The organism is Maribacter arenosus (assembly GCF_014610845.1).
In the GTDB taxonomy this organism is placed as follows: domain Bacteria; phylum Bacteroidota; class Bacteroidia; order Flavobacteriales; family Flavobacteriaceae; genus Maribacter_A; species Maribacter_A arenosus.
The window spans coordinates 375,705-392,295 of sequence record NZ_JABTCG010000004.1 but is presented as its reverse complement, the minus strand read 5'-3'; the positions used below and the strand labels follow the sequence as shown (position 1 = coordinate 392,295).

The 16,591-nt window shown below is 39.2% G+C and carries 18 protein-coding genes; 9 read left to right on the top strand and 9 right to left on the bottom strand.

Annotated elements, in window-relative coordinates:
* Positions 1–22: 22 nt before the first annotated feature.
* On the bottom strand, positions 23–1,096 hold the full coding sequence (locus HPE63_RS12705) for a sensor histidine kinase (protein ID WP_188314644.1): 1,074 nt from the start codon (positions 1,094–1,096) through the stop codon (positions 23–25).
* Entirely contained in the window at positions 1,096–1,782 is a 687-nt protein-coding gene (locus tag HPE63_RS12700) for a response regulator transcription factor (RefSeq protein WP_188314643.1), read from the bottom strand. Before HPE63_RS12700 ends, HPE63_RS12705 begins: the two co-directional genes overlap by 1 nt.
* A 240-nt stretch (positions 1,783–2,022) precedes the next feature.
* Between HPE63_RS12700 and HPE63_RS12695 the strand changes: the two genes are divergently transcribed.
* From HPE63_RS12695 to HPE63_RS12685, 3 genes are all read left to right on the top strand, one after another.
* Positions 2,023–2,331, top strand: a complete 309-nt coding sequence (locus HPE63_RS12695) for a T9SS type A sorting domain-containing protein (protein WP_188314642.1) — start codon at positions 2,023–2,025, stop codon at positions 2,329–2,331.
* A gap of 174 nt (positions 2,332–2,505) precedes the next feature.
* The gene (locus tag HPE63_RS12690; protein ID WP_188314641.1) at positions 2,506–2,829 is read left to right on the top strand and encodes a T9SS type A sorting domain-containing protein; all 324 of its coding nucleotides are present in this window, start codon (positions 2,506–2,508) and stop codon (positions 2,827–2,829) included.
* A 57-nt stretch (positions 2,830–2,886) separates the two neighbouring features.
* Positions 2,887–3,867 carry a LuxE/PaaK family acyltransferase gene (locus HPE63_RS12685; RefSeq protein WP_188314640.1) on the top strand — a complete coding sequence of 327 codons (981 nt, stop codon included), beginning with the start codon at positions 2,887–2,889 and terminating at the stop codon, positions 3,865–3,867.
* A 19-nt stretch (positions 3,868–3,886) separates the two neighbouring features.
* On the opposite strand, the gene tyrS is transcribed toward HPE63_RS12685, so the two are convergent.
* Positions 3,887–5,182 carry a tyrosine--tRNA ligase gene (gene tyrS, locus HPE63_RS12680; RefSeq protein ID WP_188314639.1) on the bottom strand — a complete coding sequence of 432 codons (1,296 nt, stop codon included), beginning with the start codon at positions 5,180–5,182 and terminating at the stop codon, positions 3,887–3,889.
* 102 nt (positions 5,183–5,284) lie between these two features.
* On the opposite strand from tyrS, the gene HPE63_RS12675 reads away from it, so the two are divergent.
* Entirely contained in the window at positions 5,285–6,292 is a 1,008-nt protein-coding gene (locus tag HPE63_RS12675) for an NAD-dependent epimerase/dehydratase family protein (protein WP_188314638.1), read from the top strand.
* Here the strand turns inward: HPE63_RS12675 and HPE63_RS12670 are convergent.
* From HPE63_RS12670 to HPE63_RS12660, 3 genes are read right to left on the bottom strand one after another with little or no spacing between them, the layout of a single operon-like run.
* Positions 6,273–6,698 (bottom strand): DUF4296 domain-containing protein, encoded by a 426-nt coding sequence (locus tag HPE63_RS12670; protein WP_188314637.1) that lies wholly within the window; start codon positions 6,696–6,698, stop codon positions 6,273–6,275. The genes HPE63_RS12675 and HPE63_RS12670 overlap by 20 nt on opposite strands.
* Positions 6,698–8,035 (bottom strand): dihydroorotase, encoded by a 1,338-nt coding sequence (locus HPE63_RS12665; RefSeq protein ID WP_188314636.1) that lies wholly within the window; start codon positions 8,033–8,035, stop codon positions 6,698–6,700. Before HPE63_RS12665 ends, HPE63_RS12670 begins: the two co-directional genes overlap by 1 nt.
* A 2-nt stretch (positions 8,036–8,037) precedes the next feature.
* Positions 8,038–8,766: a polyprenol monophosphomannose synthase gene (locus tag HPE63_RS12660; protein ID WP_188314635.1), complete on the bottom strand. Its 729-nt coding sequence runs from the start codon at positions 8,764–8,766 to the stop codon at positions 8,038–8,040.
* 139 nt (positions 8,767–8,905) lie between these two features.
* On the opposite strand from HPE63_RS12660, the gene HPE63_RS12655 reads away from it, so the two are divergent.
* The 3 genes from HPE63_RS12655 to HPE63_RS12645 are packed head-to-tail and all read left to right on the top strand — an operon-like array spanning position 8,906 to position 11,975.
* On the top strand, positions 8,906–10,567 hold the full coding sequence (locus tag HPE63_RS12655) for an ArnT family glycosyltransferase (protein WP_223198144.1): 1,662 nt from the start codon (positions 8,906–8,908) through the stop codon (positions 10,565–10,567).
* Positions 10,567–11,223 carry a DUF4271 domain-containing protein gene (locus tag HPE63_RS12650; protein ID WP_188314634.1) on the top strand — a complete coding sequence of 219 codons (657 nt, stop codon included), beginning with the start codon at positions 10,567–10,569 and terminating at the stop codon, positions 11,221–11,223. Before HPE63_RS12655 ends, HPE63_RS12650 begins: the two co-directional genes overlap by 1 nt.
* 5 nt (positions 11,224–11,228) lie before the next feature.
* The gene (locus HPE63_RS12645; protein WP_188314633.1) at positions 11,229–11,975 is read left to right on the top strand and encodes a uroporphyrinogen-III synthase; all 747 of its coding nucleotides are present in this window, start codon (positions 11,229–11,231) and stop codon (positions 11,973–11,975) included.
* A gap of 95 nt (positions 11,976–12,070) precedes the next feature.
* On the opposite strand, the gene HPE63_RS12640 is transcribed toward HPE63_RS12645, so the two are convergent.
* Positions 12,071–12,469, bottom strand: coding sequence for a DUF423 domain-containing protein (locus HPE63_RS12640; protein ID WP_188314632.1), 399 nt, complete (start codon positions 12,467–12,469; stop codon positions 12,071–12,073).
* A gap of 84 nt (positions 12,470–12,553) precedes the next feature.
* Between HPE63_RS12640 and HPE63_RS12635 the strand changes: the two genes are divergently transcribed.
* Together HPE63_RS12635 and HPE63_RS12630 are read left to right on the top strand one after the other, a co-directional pair.
* Entirely contained in the window at positions 12,554–13,927 is a 1,374-nt protein-coding gene (locus HPE63_RS12635) for a saccharopine dehydrogenase family protein (RefSeq protein WP_188314631.1), read from the top strand.
* A gap of 46 nt (positions 13,928–13,973) precedes the next feature.
* Positions 13,974–14,444 (top strand): Lrp/AsnC ligand binding domain-containing protein, encoded by a 471-nt coding sequence (locus tag HPE63_RS12630; RefSeq protein WP_188314630.1) that lies wholly within the window; start codon positions 13,974–13,976, stop codon positions 14,442–14,444.
* A gap of 45 nt (positions 14,445–14,489) precedes the next feature.
* Here the strand turns inward: HPE63_RS12630 and HPE63_RS12625 are convergent, their stop codons facing one another.
* A complete protein-coding gene (locus HPE63_RS12625) occupies positions 14,490–15,185 on the bottom strand; it encodes a zinc metallopeptidase (protein ID WP_188314629.1) in 696 nt (231 codons plus the stop codon).
* Positions 15,186–15,307: 122 nt separating this feature from the next.
* A complete protein-coding gene (ald, locus tag HPE63_RS12620; RefSeq protein ID WP_188314628.1) occupies positions 15,308–16,408 on the bottom strand; it encodes an alanine dehydrogenase in 1,101 nt (366 codons plus the stop codon).
* Positions 16,409–16,591 lie beyond the last annotated feature (183 nt).

Genomic DNA, 16,591 nt, shown 5'->3' with positions numbered 1-16,591 from the left:
TGGCAAATCTAATGAAAACCTTCTAGGCAGAATCTACTTGCGGATTATTTTGGGGATGGGCTTTCTCTAAAGTAAAGGAAAATTCAGATCCTACTCCCTCCGCACTTTCAACATATATTTTTTCATTATGGGCTTCGATAATATGCTTTACAATGGAAAGGCCAAGACCGGAGCCACCTTCACTGCGGCTACCACTTTGGTCAACCCGGTAAAATCGCTCAAATAATCGTGGTATGTGGCGTTGGGCAATTCCTTCTCCATTATCGGTTACCCTTACAATTACTTTATTTTTAATCAAGTTCTCAACACTTACTTCCGTGGTTCCATTTTCTTGACCATATTTAATGGAGTTGACCAAGAGGTTGGTTAACACCTGTTGTATTTTATCGCGATCAGCATGAACAAGAATGGGGTATCTATACTCCATGTCGAATGTTAAGGCAATCTTATTCTTGGCAGCTTTCATTTCCAGTAATTCAAAAACATTTTCTATGAGCTCAATAATGTCGAAATCTACAAGTTCAAGATTTAAATCCCCGACTTCAAGTTTGGTGATCATATCAAGGTCCTTGACAATATAGATGAGGCGCTCAACCCCTTTATTTGCCCTTAGTAAATATTTTCTGCGTACATTTTTATCCTCCAAGGCCCCATCAAGCAAGGTTAATATATATCCTTGTACGGTAAAAAGGGGGGTTTTTAGTTCATGGGAGATGTTGCCGAGAAAGTCCTTTCTGTACGCTTCCCTAATATTCAAGGTGTCTATTTCAATTTTTTTATCCTGGGCGAATTTTTCAATTTCTGCAGTAAGTGTCTTCATATCCGTCGTTATGGGACCGGAAGAAAGATTTGTCGATTCAAGCAAAGCAACATCATCATATATTTTTTTTATTCTACGATAGATGAATTTTTCAATTCTAAGCTGCAGGATAATAAAAGAACTAGCGAAAGAAAGTGCGGCAAAAACCCCAAGAAAAAAAATATTTACATATTCAAAATACCAGGATAAACCCAACAATACCAATGTAGTAATAAAGCTGATTAAGAGCGCTGACCTAAGGGCAAACCTATAGGATTTTCTTAAATGAATCGCCATTATAGTACAAACTTATAGCCCACCCCTTTAACAGTCTTAAAATGATCGTCCCCTATTTTTTCACGTAATTTTCTAATATGAACGTCAATCGTACGACCACCTACAACGACTTCATTTCCCCAAACCCTATCCAGGATTACTTCCCGTTTAAATACCTTGTTGGGTTTAGACGTCAATAAAGACAATAATTCGAATTCCTTTCGGGGTAAAATTATTTCTTTGCCATTATTGATAATTTTATATTCCTCCCGATTAATTACAATCTTGCCCACCTTGAAGATCTCTTCATCAACGGCCGGATCTTCTTTAAACCTGCGAAGAAGGGCCTTTACTTTGCGGACTAGGACTTTAGGTTTAATAGGTTTTGTAATATAATCGTCCGCCCCGGCATCAAAACCTGCCATTTGGGAATAATCCTCTCCACGCGCGGTAAGAAAAGTGATAATCGTATTTTCAAAACTAGGGTTTTTACGGAGAATCCCACAAGCCTCAATTCCATCCATTTCAGGCATCATGACATCCAAAATAATCAAGTGGGGCAATTTTTTCTTGGCCATGGCCACACCTTCGATACCATTTTTGGCGGTAAAAACCTGATATCCTTCGGCAGTGAGATTATATCCGACGATTTCCAAAATATCAGGCTCATCATCTACCAGAAGTATTCTAATATCTTTCTTCTTCATGTAACTTTTAATTCATTATGAACATAAAGTAAAGATAACACTATTACAATGAAACGATTATGAAGCGCATTAATTGGTAACGTTATCATAACACTGAGCCCGTAAAAACATAACAATTACATCTGAACTGTTGATCAAACCTTGCATTTCATCGAATTTTTGGCCTAATCCAATGTACGCAACCCCCATCGAAGACAAATATTAGTATATTTGTGGCACACCTATTGCGTTAATTTTTTTATGAAGAAACTTTACTTTGTTTTCTTTTTATTTTTTGTTTCGCTAGGCTTTGCACAAGACGTAAAGTCTAATGGTGATATTGCTGATTTTAAGTTATATCCTAACCCGGTCACTAATGGCAAAGTCTATATTGTTACCGCGGATAAAGCCCCAAAAAAAATCTTTATTTTCGATGTCTTGGGAACCAGGGTTTTGGAAACCACGCTTTTCAGGGAAGAATTGAATGTTTCCGAATTGGATGCTGGGGTATATGTTCTTCGTGTATACCAAAAAGACAAAATCGCCACCAGAAAACTGATTATTAATTAGTTAATCCCGTTTTACGCTACTATATCAGCAATGATTCCTTCGATAATCGACCTAAAATATCGATGAAATGCATCATCGCGATTCTTCACCTACATTTTATCGAATTTCACAACATTTTCAACTTGTAACTATCGTCTTTCAGTATCTTTATATTGTTGATCCCAAATCAATACAATGAAGAAAATCTACTTTATCCTGCTTATGGTGTCCTCTATTGCGCTTTTTGCGCAAGAACCCGAGCATTTAGCAAACGCTCGAAACCATGATCTTCCAGGGTTTAAACTTTATCCGAACCCTGCGTTCAACGATGTAGTCTATATTACTACCGACAAAAATGCAAGGAAAGATATCATTGTGTATGATGTCTTTGGCGAAATCGTATTAACCGATCGGATCTTGAATAGTTCTTTAAACATTTCGAGACTGATTCCAGGGGTATATGTGCTACAGGTTTCAGAGAATAATAATACCATTACACGAAAACTTGTGGTAAAATAAGTGCAGTTTTAGAATTGTTCGATTTGTTGTATCATTACCTTTGTGGGAACAAATCCGATGATCGACACCACCAAAATAATAGCGAAATACTCAAAGGATGAATTTGAATCAAAGGCTTTGGATGTCTTTAGATTTCAATTTAAGAACAATCCCATTTACAATGAATTTTGCCATTATTTAGGCCGATCTTCCTCTAGTGTTAAAAAAGTTCAACAAATCCCTTTTTTACCCATTCACTTTTTTAAATCAAAGAAAGTAGTAGCAACCAATTCTGACGTGCAGACCGTATTCTCAAGTAGCGGAACAACGGGACAGGCGTTCAGTAAACACTATATTACCGACATAAAGTTATATGAACGAAGTTATACCAAAGGCTTTCAATATTTTTATGGGGATGTTGGCCAATATTGTATTATAGCCTTATTACCTTCTTATTTGGAGCGCAGTGGGTCCTCCTTGATTTACATGGTCAATGGCCTTATTGAAAAAAGCAATCACCCTGAAAGCGGTTTTTATCTGAATGGGATAGATAGGCTCATCGATACCTTGACCACCTTGGATGCCAAAGGCAATAAAGTATTACTCATTGGTGTTTCCTTTGCCTTACTCGATTTGGTTGAAAAGCACCAGCTTCGTCTAAAGAACACCATTGTTATGGAAACCGGCGGAATGAAAGGTCGTCGAAAGGAATTGATTCGTAAGGAATTGCACGATTATCTTAAAAAAGGATTTGGCATTGAAACAATTCATTCTGAATATGGGATGACCGAACTACTATCACAGGCCTACTCCAAGGGAAATGGCAGATTTAAAACGCCCCCTTGGATGAAGCTACTGATCCGGGATACTGAGGATCCACTGAATTTTGTGCCCTTTGGAAAAACGGGAGGAATTAATGTGATCGATTTGGCGAATATCTATTCGTGCTCGTTCATCGCTACCCAAGATTTGGGAAAGATGTATGAAGACGGGAGTTTCGAAATCCTAGGTCGTTTCGACCATTCGGATGTACGTGGGTGTAACCTTATGGTAATCTAATTGTCCCCATTTGGCAACCCTAAACCGCTACCATGACAAAATAATTCTTCTTGCCACGCTGCAATAAAACAAACGTATCGTTTATCAAATCCTTGGTCGTAATCAAGTAGTCTTCCTCGACTTTCTCCTTGTTTACCGAAATAGAATTTTGTTTCAATTCCCTTCTGGCCTCCCCATTGGAACCTAAAAATCCAGTTTTTGCGGCTAATGCACCAATCATATCAAGACCGGCATTCAATTCAGACCTAGGAATATTGGCTTGGGGCACCCCTTCAAAAACATCCAAAAAGGTCTTTTCGTCCAATTTTTTCAAATCTTCGGAAGAGGATTTCCCGAAAAGGATATTGCTTGCCTTCTGGGCATTTTCCAAATCTTCCTCGGAATGCACCAATGTTGTAATCTCATCGGCCAATCGCTTTTGGACTATTCTAAGATGAGGTGCCTCCAAATGCTCGGCAATCAAGCTATCGATCTCATCCTTACCAAGGAAGGTGAAAATTTTAATATATTTAGCTGCATCCTCATCGGAGGTATTCAACCAATACTGGTAGAATTTATAGGGTGAGGTTCTATTCGGGTCTAACCAGACATTGCCTCCCTCGGTTTTTCCAAACTTGGTACCATCGGCCTTGGTAATCAGAGGACAGGTCAACGCATATCCCTTTCCGCCACCGATTCGTCGTATAAGTTCGGTACCAGTGGTGATATTTCCCCATTGGTCACTCCCTCCCATTTGTAGCGTACAATTATAATGTTGGTAAAGATGTAGGAAATCGTATCCTTGCACCAATTGGTATGTGAATTCAGTGAAGGACATACCATCCTTGGATTCGGCAGATAACCGTTTTTTAACAGAATCCTTGGCCATCATATAATTTACGGTAATATGTTTTCCTATATCCCTGATGAATTCCAAAAACGAAAAGTTCTTCATCCAGTCATAATTATTGACTAGAATAGCGGCATTTTCAGCCTTGCTGTCAAAATCCAAGAACTTACTTAATTGGACTTTTAAGGCTTCTTGGTTCGAACGCAATGTATCCTCATCCAACAAATTGCGTTCTTCCGATTTGCCCGAAGGATCACCAATCATTCCAGTAGCCCCTCCCAATAAAGCATATGGTTTGTGTCCGGCCAATTGAAAGTGGCGCAGCATCATTACGCTTACCAGATGCCCTATATGAAGTGAATCCGCTGTGGGATCAATACCTACATAGGCAGATTGCATACCCGTCATTAAATGTTCTTCGGTGCCAGGCATGGCGTCGTGTATCATACCCCTCCATCCTAGTTCTTCGACAAAATTTGTGCGCATTTGAAGATTTATTTAATAATAGCTACAAATATATAAGGAATTACATTGCCTTTCCCTATTTGAAATTGGATTTATTAAGCTGCATTTACCTAAATTTGGCCCATGGTTTTGGTAACAGGTGGTACAGGATTGGTTGGGGCGCATCTTATGTTGCATTTACTAAAAAACAATACAACGGTACGTGCAACATATAGGAAAGGCAGTAATCTAAAACAGGTAGAAAAAGTATTTTCCTATTACACCAAAGAGGCTTCGGAACTTTATAATAAAATAGAATGGGTCTTGGCCGATATCAACGATATCCCTGCCTTGGAAATCGCATTTCAAAATGTGGACTATGTGTACCACGCTGCGGCCTTGATTTCATTTGACCCGAGGGATTACTACAAACTTAAGAAAGCAAATATCTTGGGAACGGAAAATATTGTAAACCTATGCTTGTCCCATTCCGTTAAAAAACTTTGTTATGTAAGTACAATCGGTGCCATAGGTAAAAGTACCGAGGGCCAAATGGCCACCGAAGAAAATGACTGGTCAAACCAGGATGTGAATGTGTATGCCCTTACAAAATATAGGGCAGAAATGGAAGTTTGGCGTGGTTCGCAGGAAGGTCTGGATATTGTTATAGTAAATCCGGGTCTGATTCTTGGTCCAGGATTCTGGGATACAGGTAGTGGTGCACTTTTTAACATAGCCCAAAAGGCAAAGGATTATTATCCTCCTGGAGGTACAGGTTTCATTACGGTGAACGATGTTATTCAAATGATGACCGAACTAATGGCTTCAGATATCGTAAACCAAAGGTTCATTGCGGTTACAGAGAATATCACCTACAAGGACATTTTGACCAGATTGGCTATAGCATTAGGCAAAAAACCGCCTTCGAAAATGTTGCGGTTATGGCAATTAAAGCTTGGTCGGCTAATTGATTTTCTAAAAAGCCTGACGACAGGAAGTAAGAGGAGAGTCACTCGAAAAACCATTGAATCTTTATTACATCCAGAAACTTATGATAACCGGAAAATCGTTGATGCCATTGGCTTTCAATTCGAACCCTTGCAGGCAACAATTGCCTTTTGTTGTGAAAAATTCAAAGAAGAGAATCCCTAGTTTTTGATTTATCCCTTTTTAGGGGACGATTCTTCAAGTTACTTTCCAAAAGTAAACTGTCACTTATCCTCTTTTCTTCCGTTATCCGACCTTTCTCCTTTTCTAGAAATGCCTCGATCTCTGTGTACATGGCCTCATATTCTTTAGGTATGGAAGCATAATAGGCATCGCTTGTCACAAATTGCAGACTATCGACCTCGTATTTTTGAAAAACGAAGCTGGTGGGTTCAATATTATGGTCTCGCAATATGTCCGCATTGGAATTCTTCGCGGCATTCAAAATGGCCAGATCACTAAGAATATTGATCATTTTATCCTTCGGGATTAAATCCTCAGGCTTTTTAAGCAACTTCTCGCCACAGGAAAACAGGAATAAAACAATTACGGTTGCTATCAGGTGTTTCATTATGGTCTATTGAAAGTTAGGCGTTTTGCATTCCTTTGGGCAGAAAATTTACCTTCTTCGTAAGCCAGATGTCCATTCACGAAAGTATGGGTCACTTTAGATTTAAATTCGATTCCTTCAAAAGGGGACCAACCGCATTTATAGGCAATATTTCCTTTGGTCACCTTCCAAGGGTAATCAAGATCGACCAGGACCAAATCGGCATAATACCCTTCCCTAACAAAACCCCTTTTTTTAATCTGAAATAACTTCGCCGGATTATGGCACATTTTTTCGACCAGCTTTTCCAAAGAAAGGGGACCATCATGGTACTTTTGTAGCATGGCGGGAAGCGCATGCTGTACCAACGGTCCACCGGATGGGGCCTGGGTATATACATTGCCCTTTTCCTGCAGAGTATGGGGGGCATGGTCCGTGGCAATGACATCAATTCGATCATCTAATAAAGCTTCCCAAAGTTTACTTCGGTCCCCGGCCGTTTTAACGGCAGGATTCCATTTTATCAAAGTACCCTTAATATCATAATCCGCATCTGAAAACCAAAGATGGTGTATGCAGACTTCCGCTGTAATTTTCTTCTGCTCTAAAGGAATGTCATTACGAAACAGATCAGTTTCTATCCCTGTTGATAAATGGAAAACATGAAACCTTGCACCGGTTTTCTTTGCAAGGGCAATCGCTTTCGAAGAAGAAAGATAACACGCCTCGGCACTGCGGATCAATGGGTGGTATTTTATAGGAATATCATCCCCAAATTTTGCTTTATAATTAGCTAAATTTCGAGTAATGGTGGTTTCGTCCTCGCAATGTGCCGAAATCACCATTTCTGTATTTCTGAATATTTTTTCAATAACTACTTCATCATCGACAAGCATATTCCCAGTAGAAGAACCTAAAAAAAGTTTAATTCCCGAACAGGCATTTCTATCCAAACGTTTTATTTCTTCGAGATTATCGTTGGTACCACCGAACAAAAACGAATAATTGGCAAAGGAAGATGCTGCGGCCCTTTCAAATTTTTCTTCCAATTTTTTTATGGTGGTGGTCTGCGGAATGGTATTTGGTTGTTCCATAAAGGAGGTTATACCTCCTGCTACGGCGGCCCTACTTTCCGAGGCAATATCGCCCTTATGGGTTAGTCCGGGTTCCCTAAAATGAACTTGGTCGTCTATCAATCCCGGAAGCAAGTATCTACCCCTTGCATCAATCACCTTGGCCTCTGAATCCCTGATGGCTTCATCGATCTTAACTATAAATTCACCATCAAGGAGAATATCGGATTCAAAAATCTTATTCTCGTTCACGATATTGGCATTCTTAATCAGTACACGGCCCATATTCAGAATTTGTTTTTTTGGAATATACTTTTTAGTTTCATTTTCATTACCCCAAAGACTGCTTCGCTAATGATCGAAGAGCTCATTTTAGACTTCCCCTTTTCCCTATCCCTGAAAATAATGGAAACTTCCTCTATTATATACTTTTTCAAATATGCCCTGAATTTCATCTCAATTTGGAAAGCATAACCTACGAACTTCACAGAATCCAAATTAATATTTTCAAGTACATGCCGTTTGTAACAAACGAAACCAGCAGTAGGGTCATGAACACGCATCCCGGTAATCAACTTTACGTAAAACGACGCTCCATAGGATAGCAGAATTCGATACAACGGCCAGTCAACCACATTTACCCCTTTCTTATAGCGCGAGCCCACAGCTACATCGGCTCCATTCTCACAAGCTTTTTGCAAACGTAAAAGATCTGTTGGGTTGTGTGAGAAATCGGCATCCATCTCAAAGATATAATCATAACTGCGGGCAATCGCCCATTTAAAACCATGGATATAGGCGGTTCCCAATCCGGATTTTTCATGACGTACCTCCACAAACAAGCGATCAGGAAATTCTTTTTGCATGACCATCACATGATCAGCTGTACCATCAGGTGAATTATCGTCAACAACGAGTATATGAAAATCTTTCTTTAACCCAAAAACAGCCCTTATTATGGCATCAATATTCTCAATTTCATTAAAGGTGGGGATAATGACCAAACTACCTGCCATAATCTTCTTCGAATTTCCACAAAAATAGTATTTTAAAAGCTGTAGAAGAATATGAACCTACTATTTATCATTTTTTTAAACCTTTGGATACCATGTAGAATTTGTAATTTTGCGACCGAATCAACAATCCACAATACCATTGAAATTACCTAAGCTTTTCTTATACCTATTAGGTTCTATATTAATTTTAAATCTATTTCAAGCCAATTTTACGGAGCTTATTTACGATGAGGCCTACTATTGGCATTATGCCAAGAACTTGGCTTGGGGGTATTTTGATCATCCATCTATGGTTGCTTTAATGATCAAGATCGGTGGTTTTTTGTTTGAAGGTGAACTAGGTGTTCGTTTTGTCAGTTGCCTGTTTTCTGTCGGGACGTTTGTTCTTTTATGGTTAGCTATTGATAATACTGAAAAAAAGAAGTATGTGCCCCATTTTTTTGTATTGGTCTTTTCAATGACCTTACTAAATGCTTATGGCTTTTTTACCTTGCCTGATACGCCCTTACTTTTCTTTACCGCCTTATTTCTGTTGATATACAAACGTTTTATACGAACACCCACGCTTGTCCTTGCCATTTTCCTAGGTATCATAATGGCCGCACTAATGTACAGTAAATACCACGCAGTACTCGTGATATTCTTTGTGTTGCTTTCAAACCTTAAGTTGGTTTCTGACAAATATGCCTGGATAGCGGTTATCACGGCCTTGCTGTGTTATACACCACATTTTGTATGGCTTTACGAACATGATTTCATATCTATAAAATATCATTTGTTTGAACGGCCTAATGCCCCGTATGATTTCAACAAATATACCTTGGGGTTTTTGGTAAATCTAGTGGCGATTTTCGGACTCACATTTCCATTTATGTATTATGCCCTTATCAAAAGCCGCTCGAAGGACCTATTCACCAAGGCCCTGCTCTATTTAACCTACGGCGTTCTGATATTCTTTTTTATATCCAGTTTTAATCGACGCGTGCAGACCCAATGGATCATCGTGGTTTCTATACCTATGGCAATTCTTGTTTATAGTTATTTGTTGGAGCATGCCAGCGTTCGTAAATGGCTATTCAGGCTTGGCTTGATCAACATTGCCATTATCTTATTTCTTAGGATAGGCTTGATATATGAACCTTTATTCCCCGTATATTATGAAACACATGGGAATAAGGCTTGGATGAAGGAAATACAATCCAAGGCTGGCACGAATCCGGTGGTTTTTGAAAACTCATACCGAAATGCCCCTATGTACGCATTTTATACAGGCGAAACTTCATACTCCTTGAACAATATTAATTATAGGCAAAATCAATATTCAATAGATAATTCGGAAGAAGCGGTTCAGCACAAAAAAGTTCTTTATGTTTCTAAATACTTGAATAAAAAGGAGTTTACTTTTCCAAAAGCAAGCGGTAGTATTTATTACGCCCATTTTATTGATGACTTTGAATCATTTAGAAAATTAAGGTGTATTGTGGAAGACGAAAAATTCAAATTGGATGATCAAACGCATACCGTTAAGGTGTTCAATCCCTATGCCACGAACATCCCTTTGGAAAAATTGCAATTTGCCATTGCTTATTTAAACGAATCCAAACAATTCGAGGAACTTGTACCTATTCAACTGGATACCGACAGAAAGAAATTAATGTATCTTTCATCAAATGATACAACACTTTTTACGTTTAGGTTACGAAAGCCGATAAAAACCGTGTCCCCCAAATATTTTAAAATTGTGATATCAGAAAATGGTTTGCGATACGGATTGAACAGCGAGACGATTAAATTAGACTAATGGAGCCCATACTTCGAAATACCCTAACAACCGATTGGATTACCTTTTTGGTTATCCTTAGTCTTATTTTCATGGTTTTGGCAAAGAATGTATTTTATTCGAGATTCTTAAATTTCATCATACTACCCTTTAATAACAAGTACATTTTCATGTACAATAAAAAGGAAAAAATAATGAATTGGTTTAATCTTTTTTGGGGATTGTTCCTGATCATTAACTTTTCGCTTTTTGTTTATTTGTTCTTGGATGTTTTTCATAAAACGGACCAAATATCAAGTACTTTGGCATTTCCTTGGATTATCATGGCATTGATACTCTATCTGTTTGTAAAATTGGGCATGCAGTTGGGCAATGGGTATATCTTTGGTATCCAAAAAATGGTCACCGAGATTGTGTTCAAAAAATTGTCCTATTTCAATTACAGCGGCATGATCATGTTTTTAGCCAATATCTTCTTGACCTATATTTTTGTCGGTTCAAAAGTTGTGGTTTATGTGGCAATTCTGCTAATTCTTTTGATAAATGTAATTGGCTGGATAACAATCCTAAGGAATTATCAAAAATTGATTACTAGCTACTTTTTCTATTTTATTTTGTACCTTTGCGCTCTTGAAATTGCACCGTTAATCCTCATCGGGAGCTATCTAAAAGACTAGGATTTATGAAAATAAAGACGATTTTGGTATCGCAGCCTGAGCCTAAAATGGAAAATTCCCCATATTCAAGACTCATTGACAAAGAAAAAGTTAAAGTTGATTTCAGGCCCTTCATTCATGTTGAAGGGGTCGATGCTAAAGGAGTTCGTCAACAAAAGATAGATTTACGCAATTATACGGCCATTATATTGACCAGTAGAAATGCCGTTGATCACTTTTTCAGGATAGCCGAGGAAATGCGTTTTAAAGTGCCTGACTCGATGAAATATTTTTGCCAGTCGGAAGCCGTTGCCTACTATTTGCAAAAATATGTGGTGTACCGTAAGCGAAAGATCTATGTAGGCAAAATGAATTTCAATGATCTTATCCCCGTATTCAAAAAATACAAGGACGAAAAATTTCTTTTACCCTCCTCCGATGTCTTAAAACCCCAGGTGCCTGAAATTCTTGATGATTTGGGCGTTGATTGGACTCGAGGTATATTCTACAAAACCGTTATCAGTGATTTGTCGGATTTAAGGGATGTGTATTATGATGTTTTGGTCTTCTTTAGCCCGTCAGGTATTGAATCATTACTGAAGAATTTCCCGGATTTTGAACAGAAGGATACGCGGATCGCAGTGTTTGGCAATTCCACGATTGATGCGGCCACAGAAGCTGGTTTGCGAATAGATATCAAAGCGCCGACACCAGAAACCCCATCAATGACGATGGCACTACAAAAGTATATTACTACGGTTAATAAAAAATAAACGTAAGGCCTCTTAAAAGGGGCCTTTTTTATTTCCCACCAACCTTCAAATCCCGAGCACGTATTTATCTGCTTCGGTAAGAAAACCAAGAAACCTTATTTTGATAAGCTTCGGTTATTAATAAACACCCTATATGCCAATAATATCCACCCAAAAATCAACAAGGTTCCTCCCAATGGGGTCAACAAAGCTATTTTTTTAAAATCGAAAGAGGTCAATGTATTGGTCGCTAGAAAATAGATTGAAAACGAGAACAGGATCGTACCCATAACGATTAAATAAAAGATAGCATTTTTTTGAAGTTCGGGCAAGAATTTGGTGTTCGCCAAGATAAGTAAGAACAAAGCGTGGTACATTTGGTACCTAACTCCGGTCTCGAAAGTCATTATGGCGTTTGCATCGATCAATTGCTCCAAACCATGTGCCCCAAAAGCACCAAGTATAACCGAAAGCACTCCAAATAAAATCCCTGTGCTAAAAATTGTTTTGTTCATAACTTAATACGTCTCTATTTTTATAAAAATAACAAATTGATACCTTCGTATTCCATTACAGTCATGTAAAAGTAATTAAACCTAATGTTACGAAAAATACTAGTTTTAGGTGCCGGGAAATCAACTTCTTATCTATTGGACTACTTCTTGGAAAAGTCCGATACCGAAAAACTGCACCTTTCTATCGGAGATATAAATCCAGATGCGATTCCGTCCTCAATAAAGGACCATCAAAATTGCAATGTCATACTTTTGGATATTTTCAAGGATAAGGACCGCAAAAAGGCTATCAAGGATAGTGATATTGTTGTCTCTATGCTGCCCGCCCGTTTTCATATAAAAGTAGCCGAGGATTGCGTTACTTTGGGCAAACATCTTGTTACCGCTTCCTACATCAGTGAGGAAATCAAAGCCCTTGATGAAGCTGTGCAAAAGAAAGGGCTGGTTTTTATGAACGAAATCGGTCTTGACCCGGGCATCGACCATATGAGTGCCATGCAGATTATTGACCGAATCAGAAACCAAGGGGGGAAAATGGTGCTGTTCGAATCGTTTACCGGCGGGCTGGTCGCCCCTGAAAGCGATAACAATTTATGGAACTACAAATTTACCTGGAATCCTAGAAATGTAGTCCTTGCCGGGCAAGGGGGCGCCGCAAAATTCATACAGGAAGGCACGTACAAATACATTCCATACCATAAACTATTTAGGCGTACTGAATTTTTTGAAATCGAGGGTTATGGCAAATTCGAAGGATATGCCAACCGGGACTCTCTAAAGTATCGTGAGGCTTATGGACTAGAGGATGCCCTCACCTTGTATAGGGGAACCATGCGTAGGGTCGGTTTTTCAAAAGCCTGGAATATGTTCGTTCAATTGGGAATGACCGATGATAGTTATACCGTTGAGAACTCCAAGGGAATGTCTTATCGGGAATTCACCAATTTGTTTCTGCCGTATTCCCCAACGGATTCCGTTGAATTGAAGTTGAGGCATTATTTGAAAATCGACCAAGATGACAGTAAATGGGAAATGCTTTCCGAACTGCATCTCTTCGATGCGAAAAAGACCATTCCCCTCGACCATGCTACCCCTGCCCAAATATTACAACTGATCCTGGAAGATAGTTGGACACTGGACGAAGAGGATAAGGACATGATTGTGATGTACCATAAGTTTGGTTATGAACTTCAAGGTAAAAAATTACAAATCGATGCCAATATGGTCGTGATAGGTGAAAACCGCACCCATACGGCCATGTCAAAGACCGTAGGACTACCGGTTGCCATTGCCACGCTGCTGATTCTGAACCAAAAAATAAAAACCCCAGGGGTACAAATTCCCATATCGAAAGAAGTTTATGATCCAATTTTGAAAGAGCTAAGACACTATGGAATCATTTTTAAGGAATATAAAGTACCTTATTTGGGGTATAACCCAGATAGCGTAGGAAATTAGATTTAAACAAGATTTCGTATTTTTGCTTTCATATTGAAATTTAAAAATGAAATCTGAAGATAAAAATGTAAAGATTGATGGGATTGACAAGAAAATCCTAAGGTTCCTCATGGAAGATGCCCGTAAGCCCGTCCTTGAAATTGCCCGGAACATAGGTATTTCAGGTGCCGCAATTCATCAACGTCTGCGTAAATTGGAAGCTTCAGGCCTATTATCAGGTTCAAAGTTCATTATCAATCCGAAAGTTTTGGGTTATACCACCATGGCATATATAGGAATCTATTTGGATAAGGCCATGAGCAATCCGATAGCCGTAAAACAACTGGAGAAAATCCCCGAAGTATTGGAATGTCATTATACGACGGGCAATTGGTCGATCCTTATCAAAGTACTATGCAGGGACAATGAACATTTAATGCATGTACTCAACAAAGAGATTCAACAGATCGAAGGGGTTTCACGTACAGAAACCTTTATATCGCTAAACCAACAAATCGACCGTCAGATAACGATATAAAAAAAGACGCCCTAGGACGTCTTTTTCTTTTTGTTTGAATAGCCCTTAATCCCTTCCTCCCAAGACTTGTAATCCCCAGTAGAAAAGGGTGGCCAAGGAACCAATGGCCGCTACCAAATAGGTGCGGGCAGCCCACTTTAAAGCATCTTCGGAACCTTTATATTCTTGATGTGTTACCATATTCTTGGCCTTCAACCAAGCCAAGGCTCTATTACTGGCATCATATTCAACGGGCAGGGTAATAAAACTGAACAAGGTCGCCATTCCCATCATCACCAAACCTGCAATGGCTACCCAATAGCCAAAGCCCACTCCTGCTGCTGCGCCCAGCATCAATCCTCCAAATACGACCCACATTGACATGCCCGAAGTAACACTGACCACGGGGACTAACTTAGACCTCAAGGTCAACCATTCATAGGCTTGTGCATGCTGCACGGCGTGACCACATTCATGGGCAGCCACGGCGGCCGCTGAAGCATTGCGTTGGCTATAAACCCCTTCACTCAGGTTAACCGTCTTGTTCTTCGGATTATAGTGATCCGATAACATTCCCGGGGTAGAGACAACCTTTACATCCCTAATCCCATGGTCGGCCAACATTTTCTCGGCAATCTCCGCACCGCTCATTCCATTTTGTAAATGCACCTTGGAATAGTGCTTGAACTTGCTTTTTAGTTTACTACTTACCAGCCAGCTTATCAAGGCAATGGCACCAATTAATATATAATATCCCATCATAATTTTTCTGTTTTAACTATTATCAACTAAAATACTAAAGTTTCCCATCTTTCTGGGATGATAATCAAAACAAAAACCCCGCCAAAATTGACAGGGTATATTTTACTGACAAAATGTACTATTTATGCCAATGCAGCGTCCCAACCGAAGGCCTCAATGATCTCTTTATAAATAACCTCACCTTCAACGATGTTCAGCCCCTTTCTCAAAGATGCATCTTCGGCACAAGCTTTTCTCCATCCTTTATTGGCCAAAGCCAAAACATAAGGTAAGGTTACATTGGTAAGGGCTACAGTAGAGGTGTAAGGCACCGCACCGGGCATATTGGCCACTGAGTAATGAACCACATCATCAATGATATAAATAGGATCCTCATGGGTGGTAGGCCTGGTGGTTTCCACACAACCCCCTTGATCCACGGCAACATCGACGATCACAGCTCCTGGGTGCATCGTCTTCAGCATATCCCTTGTAATCAAATTAGGGGCTTTGGCTCCTTTTACCAATACCCCACCAACGATTAAATCATGGGTTTTAACATGTTTTCTTATATTATATTCATTAGAAAACTCGGTCACCACATGGCTTGGCATTACATCATTAACATAACGCAAACGTTTCATGTTGATATCGAGAATAGTAACATGGGCCCCTAAACCAGCAGCCATTTTTGCGGCTTGTATACCAACGATACCAGCCCCTAAGATCAATACCCTACCTGGAGGAACACCTGGAACACCTCCTAGTAAAACACCACGCCCTTTTTTGGGCTTCTCTAAATATTTAGCACCTTGCTGAATAGCCATTCGGCCAGCTACTTCGGACATTGGAGTCAACAAAGGCAGGGTGCCCTCTTCATCTTCTACCGTTTCATACGCTATACATATAGCCTTCCTTTCGATCATCGCCTTGGTCAAAGGCTCACTGGATGCAAAATGAAAATAAGTAAATACGACTTGCCCTTTTTGAATGAGACCATATTCTTCCTCAATGGGTTCCTTGACCTTTATAATCATTTCACTTATACTATACACCTGACCAATTGTATCCAATATAATGGCACCAACCTGTTTATAATCATCATCGGAAAAGCCACTGCCTTCCCCTGCTCCGGATTGCACATACACCTTATGGTTCTTATGTGCCAATTCAAAAACACCAGCGGGTGTCATGCCCACCCGACTTTCGTTATTCTTAATCTCTTTTGGAATACCTACTTTCATTGGATATGATTTTTAGAATATGCAGGTAAAATTGTGACAATTGTTTGGATTAAAAAAATTATGTATTCAAAAATAGGGGGTTAATTCGTTATAATACATTATTTTTCGTTTTACACCCCTTATTTTTAGGGGTTGTAATTAGTTTATTAACTAATTAATTAGATATATTGCTTTTTACAGGGG